7 protein-coding genes and 1 pseudogene are annotated in these 6,419 nt (G+C 74.9%); 7 read left to right on the top strand and 1 reads right to left on the bottom strand.

Features of this window, described 5'->3' with window-relative positions:
• The first annotated feature begins 186 nt into the window (after nt 1-186).
• The 3 genes from rpmI to F2B26_RS13805 all read left to right on the top strand — a co-directional run bounded on the left by rpmI (nt 187) and on the right by F2B26_RS13805 (nt 1,730).
• The gene (gene rpmI, locus F2B26_RS13815; protein ID WP_159810343.1) at nt 187-381 is read left to right on the top strand and encodes a 50S ribosomal protein L35; all 195 of its coding nucleotides are present in this window, start codon (nt 187-189) and stop codon (nt 379-381) included.
• Between the two features lie 51 nt (nt 382-432).
• The gene (gene rplT / locus F2B26_RS13810; protein ID WP_159810341.1) at nt 433-819 is read left to right on the top strand and encodes a 50S ribosomal protein L20; all 387 of its coding nucleotides are present in this window, start codon (nt 433-435) and stop codon (nt 817-819) included.
• A gap of 65 nt (nt 820-884) precedes the next feature.
• Nucleotides 885-1,730 carry a TrmH family RNA methyltransferase gene (locus tag F2B26_RS13805; RefSeq protein ID WP_438939204.1) on the top strand — a complete coding sequence of 282 codons (846 nt, stop codon included), beginning with the start codon at nt 885-887 and terminating at the stop codon, nt 1,728-1,730.
• Between the two features lie 42 nt (nt 1,731-1,772).
• Here the strand turns inward: F2B26_RS13805 and F2B26_RS13800 are convergent, their stop codons facing one another.
• Nucleotides 1,773-2,270 (bottom strand): YdeI/OmpD-associated family protein, encoded by a 498-nt coding sequence (locus F2B26_RS13800; protein ID WP_159810337.1) that lies wholly within the window; start codon nt 2,268-2,270, stop codon nt 1,773-1,775.
• 123 nt (nt 2,271-2,393) lie between these two features.
• Here F2B26_RS13800 and thpR point away from each other — a divergent pair, with 123 nt between their 5' ends.
• From thpR to F2B26_RS17725, 4 genes and pseudogenes are all read left to right on the top strand, one after another.
• Entirely contained in the window at nt 2,394-3,026 is a 633-nt protein-coding gene (gene thpR, locus F2B26_RS13795; RefSeq protein WP_159810335.1) for an RNA 2',3'-cyclic phosphodiesterase, read from the top strand.
• Between the two features lie 275 nt (nt 3,027-3,301).
• Nucleotides 3,302-4,351, top strand: coding sequence for a phenylalanine--tRNA ligase subunit alpha (gene pheS, locus F2B26_RS13790; RefSeq protein ID WP_159810333.1), 1,050 nt, complete (start codon nt 3,302-3,304; stop codon nt 4,349-4,351).
• Nucleotide 4,352: 1 nt separating this feature from the next.
• Nucleotides 4,353-6,293: pseudogene (gene pheT / locus F2B26_RS13785) on the top strand (phenylalanine--tRNA ligase subunit beta); the annotation flags it as partial.
• A 25-nt stretch (nt 6,294-6,318) separates the two neighbouring features.
• The coding region (locus F2B26_RS17725; RefSeq protein WP_369122549.1) for a nucleoside-diphosphate kinase at nt 6,319-6,419 on the top strand (101 nt) is incomplete at its 3' end.

The raw sequence follows: 6,419 nt of genomic DNA, 5'->3' as shown, positions 1-6,419 counted from the left end.
CGAGCCCGGCACCTCGACCTGCCGCCGCCCGGCCGCAGGCCACCCCGCGTCCCGCGCCTCGGCCGGGTCCGACCCCGCGACCGCCGGCCGGCGGTTCGTCCAGCTGATCTGCACGGTCCCGACGGGACCGTCTGCTACGAGCCGTCCGCACCCGGGCGGCACGAACGACAAGGAGAGACCCCGACCATGCCGAAGAACAAGACGCACTCCGGCACCAAGAAGCGGGTGCGCGTGACCGGCTCCGGCAAGCTCATGCGCGAGCGCACCGGCGCCCGCCACCTGCTGGAGCACAAGTCGAGCCGCCGCACCCGTCGGCTGGCCGGCGACGTCGTGCTCGCCCCGTCCGACACCAAGAAGGCCAAGAAGCTGCTCGGTCGCTGACGCCCGGCGCGTCAGCGCCTCAGCACCGAGCCCGACGACAAGGAGCATCACGTGGCACGCGTGAAGCGGGCGGTCAACGCCCAGAAGAAGCGCCGCACCACCCTGGAGCGCGCCAGCGGCTACCGCGGGCAGCGGTCCCGGCTGTACCGCAAGGCCAAGGAGCAGGTCACCCACTCCCTGGGCTACGCCTACCGCGACCGCAAGGCGCGCAAGGGCGACTTCCGCAAGCTGTGGATCGCCCGTATCAACGCCGCCGCGCGTGAGCAGGGCCTCACCTACAACCGGTTCATCCAGGGCCTCAAGGCCGCTGGGGTCGAGGTCGACCGCCGCGTGCTCGCCGACCTGGCGGTCTCCGACGCAGCGGCCTTCGCGACGCTCGTCGAGGTCGCCAAGAAGGCGCTGCCCGAGGACGTGAACGCGCCCCGCGCCGCTGCGTGATGCACCACCCGGACGAAGCCCCCGACCGCCACGCCGGCCGGGGGCTTCGTCGCGTCGTCGAACAGGTGGACGGTGAGCCGCCGCTGACCAACCCGAAGGCCGAGCGTGTGCGGCAGGTGCACACCCTGGGCACCCGGTCCGGCCGCGAGCGGTCCGGACAGTTCCTCGTCGAGGGGCCGCAGGCCGTCCGGGAGGCCGTCGGCGCCGACGGCGTCCGGGTGCACGCCCTCTACCTGACGCAGCAGGCGCACGACCGCTACTCCGAGATCGTCCGGGCGGCCCACGACCGGGGTGTGCCGGTGCGGCTGGGCACCGTCGAGGTGCTCACGGCGATGAGCGCGGACGCGCAGGGTGTGGTGGCCGTCGCCGACCAGGTCGACGTCTCGCTCGACGAGGCGCTGCTCGCGGTGCCCCGCCTCGTCGTCGTGCTGGCGCAGGTACGTGACCCGGGGAACGCGGGCACGGTGCTGCGCGCTGCCGACGCCGCGGGTGCCGACCTCGTCGTGCTCACCGAGGCCTCGGTCGACGTGCACAACCCGAAGACCGTGCGCTCGAGCGCCGGTTCGCTGTTCCACCCGCCCGTCGTCGTGGGGGTGTCGCTCGCCGAGACCGTCGCGGTGCTGCGCCGGCACGGGCTCGCCGTGCTCGCCGCCTCCGGCGACGGGGCCTACGACCTCGACGACCTGCTCGACGGTGCGGCGGCCCCGGGCGCCGTCGACCCCGGGGCGCCGGACCTCGCGGCGCCCACCGCCTGGGTGTTCGGCAACGAGGCCTGGGGCCTGGCCGACGCCGACCGGGCGGTCACCGACGCCGTCGTCCGCGTGCCGTTGCACGGGCGCGCCGAGTCGCTCAACCTGGCCACCGCCGCAGCGGTCTGCCTGTACGCCTCGGCCCGGGCGCAACGCCGCTGACGTCCCGGCTTCCCGCCGTTCGGAGCCTGTGACCGGGGTCGTTCAGCCGGCGCGGAGCGCGCTGAGGACCGCGTCGACCCGGCGGGCCCGGGTCTCGTCGCGCACGGCCTCGGCGACCGACCGGGCATGCTCCTTGCGGTGCGACGGGGCCAGCGCGTCGAAGGCGGCCTTGGCGGCGGGATCGGCAGACAAGGCCCGTGCGAGCTCAGCGGGGATCTCGATCTCCCGCGGAGCCTCGTCGAGCGTGATCTCGACGTCGAGCTCGTCGCCGGGTGCCACCTCGAGTGTGGCCCGTGCCGACTTCGACAGCCCGACGAGGTACTGAGCTCCCCTCCGGCCGACCCGGGTGGCCACCGAGCGGTCGCCCACTCGCACCCGGACCGGCGGTGTCCTGCCGTGCCCCAGCGCTGCGACCTGCTCGTCCGTCAGCATGAAGGCCGCCGCAGGGCCGACGGGTTCGAGTCGCGCGTGCAGCCGCAGGGTGCGCGGCGGGTCGGGGGTGCCCGAGGGCGGCGGAGCAGGGGCGCCGGTCGCGGTCATGGCAGCACGCTAGGGGAGCGGGCACTGCGGCGCCCGTGCACCGGCTCGGGGCTGGTGCGACCGACGACCGGCGACCGACTGCACGCGCCCGCATCCGGCCGCGGCTGCTGGCAGGCTGGGGTGGTGCGCCTGTTCGTCGCCGTCGTGCCGCCGCCACATGTGCTCGACCACCTCGACCTGGCCCTCGCGGCCGTGCGCCGGGCCGCGGTCGGCCCCGACGATCCGGTGCGGTGGTCAGCGCGCGAGACGTGGCACCTCACGGCGGCCTTCTACGGCGAGGTTCCCGAGGGTGCCGTCCCCGCCCTGCTCGCGGGGGTGGAGCAGGTCTGCGGCGGGACAGCCCCCTACGAGCTGTCGCTGCGGGGAGCCGGGCTCTTCGCGCACCGCACGCTGTGGGTGGGTGCCTCCGGGGACGTCGAGCGGCAGCGGGCCGTGGCCGCTGCGCTGGCCGCCGCCGGTGCCGACGGTGGGCACGCCAACGACGACCGGGCCCGCCACCGGGCGCACCTCACGGTCGGACGAGCCCGGCCCGGCTCCCGGCCGCCCCGTCGGGCCGGCAGCGGTCGAGGCGGCGGCCGGCCGGGACAGCCCGGTGCCGAAGGCGACGGCCTCGACCCGTTGGTGCGTGCCCTCGCGGTCTACGCCGGTCCGCGTTGGACGGTGCGCGAGCTGAGCCTGCAGCAGTCGCAGCCGGGTGCGGGCCGCGGCGGCGGCCCGCGGTACACCACCGTGCGGACATTCCCGTTGACCGGCTGAGCGGCTGTGGCACGATGACGGACGTGACCTGGACGGCGACCCACGCGCGCGCCGCCGGGTTGCCCGGAGTCGGCCGCGCTGCGCGCCCCGGCGTGCCGAGCCGCCGCGACGAGGTGGGCGAGCCCGCCGTCCCGGGTGGCGGTCGCCGATTTGCGTGGCCCGCCGCCGGGCCGCGCCGTCGACCGTAGGTCGTCACCGCACGAGGCCCTCCGGCGGGCGCCGCTAGACTGCCCGACCGGCCGCCCTGCGGCCGACGACCCGTCCGGAAGGCCCTCATGTCCGTCCCCTCACCCCTGGATCCTGCTGCCGTCGGTGCCGCCGTCGACGACGCCTTGGCCGCTGTGGCCGCCGCCGGCGACCTGGCCGCGCTCAAGGAGGTGCGCACGGCCCATCTGGGGGACCGCAGCGCACTGGCCCTCGCGAACCGTGAGATCGGGGCCCTCGCCGCGGCCGACAAGGCAGCCGCGGGGCGGCTCGTCGGCCAGGCCCGCGGCACCGTCAACGCGGCGTTCGCGGCCCGCACCGCCGAGCTCGAGGCCGAGCGCGACGCACGGGTGCTCCTCGAGGAGACCGTCGACGTCACGCTGCCCACCGACCGGCGCCCCACCGGTGCCCGCCACCCGCTCGAGACGCTCTCGCAGCGGATCGCGGACGTGTTCGTCGCGATGGGCTGGGAGATCGCCGAGGGCCCCGAGGTCGAGGCCGAGTGGTTCAACTTCGACGCCCTCAACTTCGGCCAGGACCACCCGGCGCGCGGCATGCAGGACACGTTCTTCGTGGAGCGCGGCGACGGCGCGCGCTCCGGCCTCGTGCTGCGCACCCACACCTCGCCCGTGCAGGCGCGCTCGCTGCTCGACCGGGAGCTGCCGATCTACATCGCCTGCCCCGGTCAGGTGTTCCGCACCGATGCTCTGGACGCGACCCACACGCCCGTGTTCCACCAGGTCGAGGGCCTGGCCGTCGACAAGGGCCTCACCATGGCCCACCTGCGCGGCACGCTCGACCACTTCGCCCGGGCGATGTTCGGCCCCGACGCACGCACCAGGCTGCGACCGAGCTTCTTCCCCTTCACCGAGCCCTCGGCGGAGATGGACCTGTGGTTCCCGCAGAAGAAGGGCGGTCCAGGCTGGATCGAGTGGGGCGGGTGCGGGATGGTCAACCCCAACGTGCTGCGCTCCGCCGGGGTGGACCCCGAGGTCTACACCGGGTTCGCCTTCGGGATGGGCATCGAGCGCACGCTCATGCTGCGTCACGGGATCGCCGACATGCACGACATCGTCGAGGGCGACGTCCGTTTCTCCACCCAGTTCCAGGCGGTGATCTGACATGGTGCTCGTCCCGCTGCCCTGGTTGGGTGAGCACGTCGCGCTGCCCGACGGCCTGACCGCCGACCAGCTGGCCGTCGACCTCGTGCGCGTCGGGCTGGAGGAAGAGGCCGTGCACGTCGGCGGCGAGGTCACCGGACCGGTCGTCGTCGGCCGGGTCGTCGACCGCACCCCCGAGGTGCAGAAGAACGGCAAGACGATCAACTGGTGCCACGTCGACGTCGGTGAGCACAACGAGCTCGACGAGGCCGGCCGGCCGACCGTGCCGCGGGGGATCGTCTGCGGTGCGCAGAACTTCGACGCCGGCGACTGGGTGGTCGTCACCCTGCCCGGTGCCATGCTGCCCGGACCGTTCCCCATCGCGGCCCGCAAGACGTACGGCCACGTGTCCGACGGCATGATCTGCTCGGCGCGTGAGCTGGGCATCGGCGACGACCACGCCGGGATCATCGTGCTCACCCGGCAGGGCTTCGCCGCGCAGGACCTGGTGCCCGGCGCCGATGCGCTCGCGCTGCTCGGCCTGGGTGAGCAGGTGCTCGAGATCAACGTGACGCCCGACCGCGGCTACTGCTTCGCGATGCGCGGCGTGGCCCGGGAGTACGCGCTGTCCACCGGCGCCACGTTCACCGACCAGGGCCTGCCGACCGCCGAGCAGCGGCTGCCGGTCTCCGGCGGGTTCGCCGTCGAGCTGGCCGACGACGCGCCGATCCACGGCGAGGCCGGCTGCGCCCGGTTCGTCGCCCAGGTGGTGCGCGGGGTCGACGCCTTCGCACCCGCACCTGCGTGGATGCAGCGCCGGCTCACGCAGGCCGGGATGCGCCCGCTCGGGCTCGCGGTCGACGTCACCAACTACGTGATGCTCGACCTCGGTCAGCCGTTGCACGCCTACGACCTGGCTGGTCTGGCCGAGCCGATCGTCGTGCGCCGGGCCCGGCCCGGTGAGCACCTGGTGACCCTGGACGGGCAGGACCGTGCGCTGGACCCGCAGGACCTGCTCATCACAGACTCCCCGGACGGCGACCGCGGTGCGCGCGCCCTCGGGCTCGCCGGCGTGATGGGCGGCAAGGAGTCCGAGACGGCGGCCGGCACGACCGACCTGCTCGTCGAGGCCGCCTGGTTCGACCCGGTCTCGATCGCGCGGACCTCGCGTCGGCACAAGCTGTCCTCCGAGGCGGCCAAGCGGTTCGAGCGGGGGGTCGACACCGCCTTGCAGCGGGTCGCCGTGGACCGGGTCGTCGAGCTGCTCACCCGCTACGGCGGTGGGGTGGCGGACGCCGTGTGCACCGACATCGACCTCACGCCGGCACCGCCGGCCCTCGAGCTCGACCTGGAGCTGCCGGCCCGGCTGGTCGGCGTGCCCTACACCCCGGACGAGGTGCGCGAGACCCTCGAGGCGATCGGGTGCCAGGTCGGGCCGGGGCAGGGCCGGGCCCTGGTGACGGTGCCCTCCTGGCGGCCGGACCTGCGCGCCCCGGAGGATCTGGTCGAGGAGGTCGCGCGGGTGCGCGGCTACGACCAGATCCCGTCGGTGGTGCCGCATGCCGCCCCCGGGTCGGGGCTCACCTTCGCCCAGCGTGCGCGGCGTGCGGTGGCCGACGCCCTGGCCGCCGACGGGCTGGTCGAGGTGCTCAGCTACCCGTTCGTCGGGACGGGTGACCTGGACGCGCTCGGCCTGGCGGCCGACGACGAGCAGCGGCGTGCGCTGCGGCTGGCGAACCCGCTGGTCGACGCCCAGCCGCTGATGCGCACCAGCCTGCTGGTGACCCTGCTCGACACCGCGCGGCGCAACGTCTCGCGTGGGATCGGCGCCCTCGGGCTGTTCGAGCTGGGCCTGGTCACCGTCCCGGCCGCCGAGGCGCCGGCCGCACCGGTGCTCGTCGGCGGGACCCGGCCGCCGGAGCACGTGCTCGACCAGATCCGGGCCGCCGTGCCCGCCCAGCCCCCGGCTGCGCACCGCCGACGAGGCCCTGCTCGCCGAGCACTACGCCGAGCACGCCGGCAAGCCCTTCGTCGGCCCGCTCATCACGTTCATGGCGTCCGGTCCGGTGCTGGCGCTCGTCGTCGAGGG

The organism is Cellulomonas citrea (genome assembly GCF_009829685.1).
Lineage (GTDB): Bacteria > Actinomycetota > Actinomycetes > Actinomycetales > Cellulomonadaceae > Cellulomonas > Cellulomonas citrea.
This window is presented reverse-complemented; position numbering and strand designations above follow the sequence as displayed.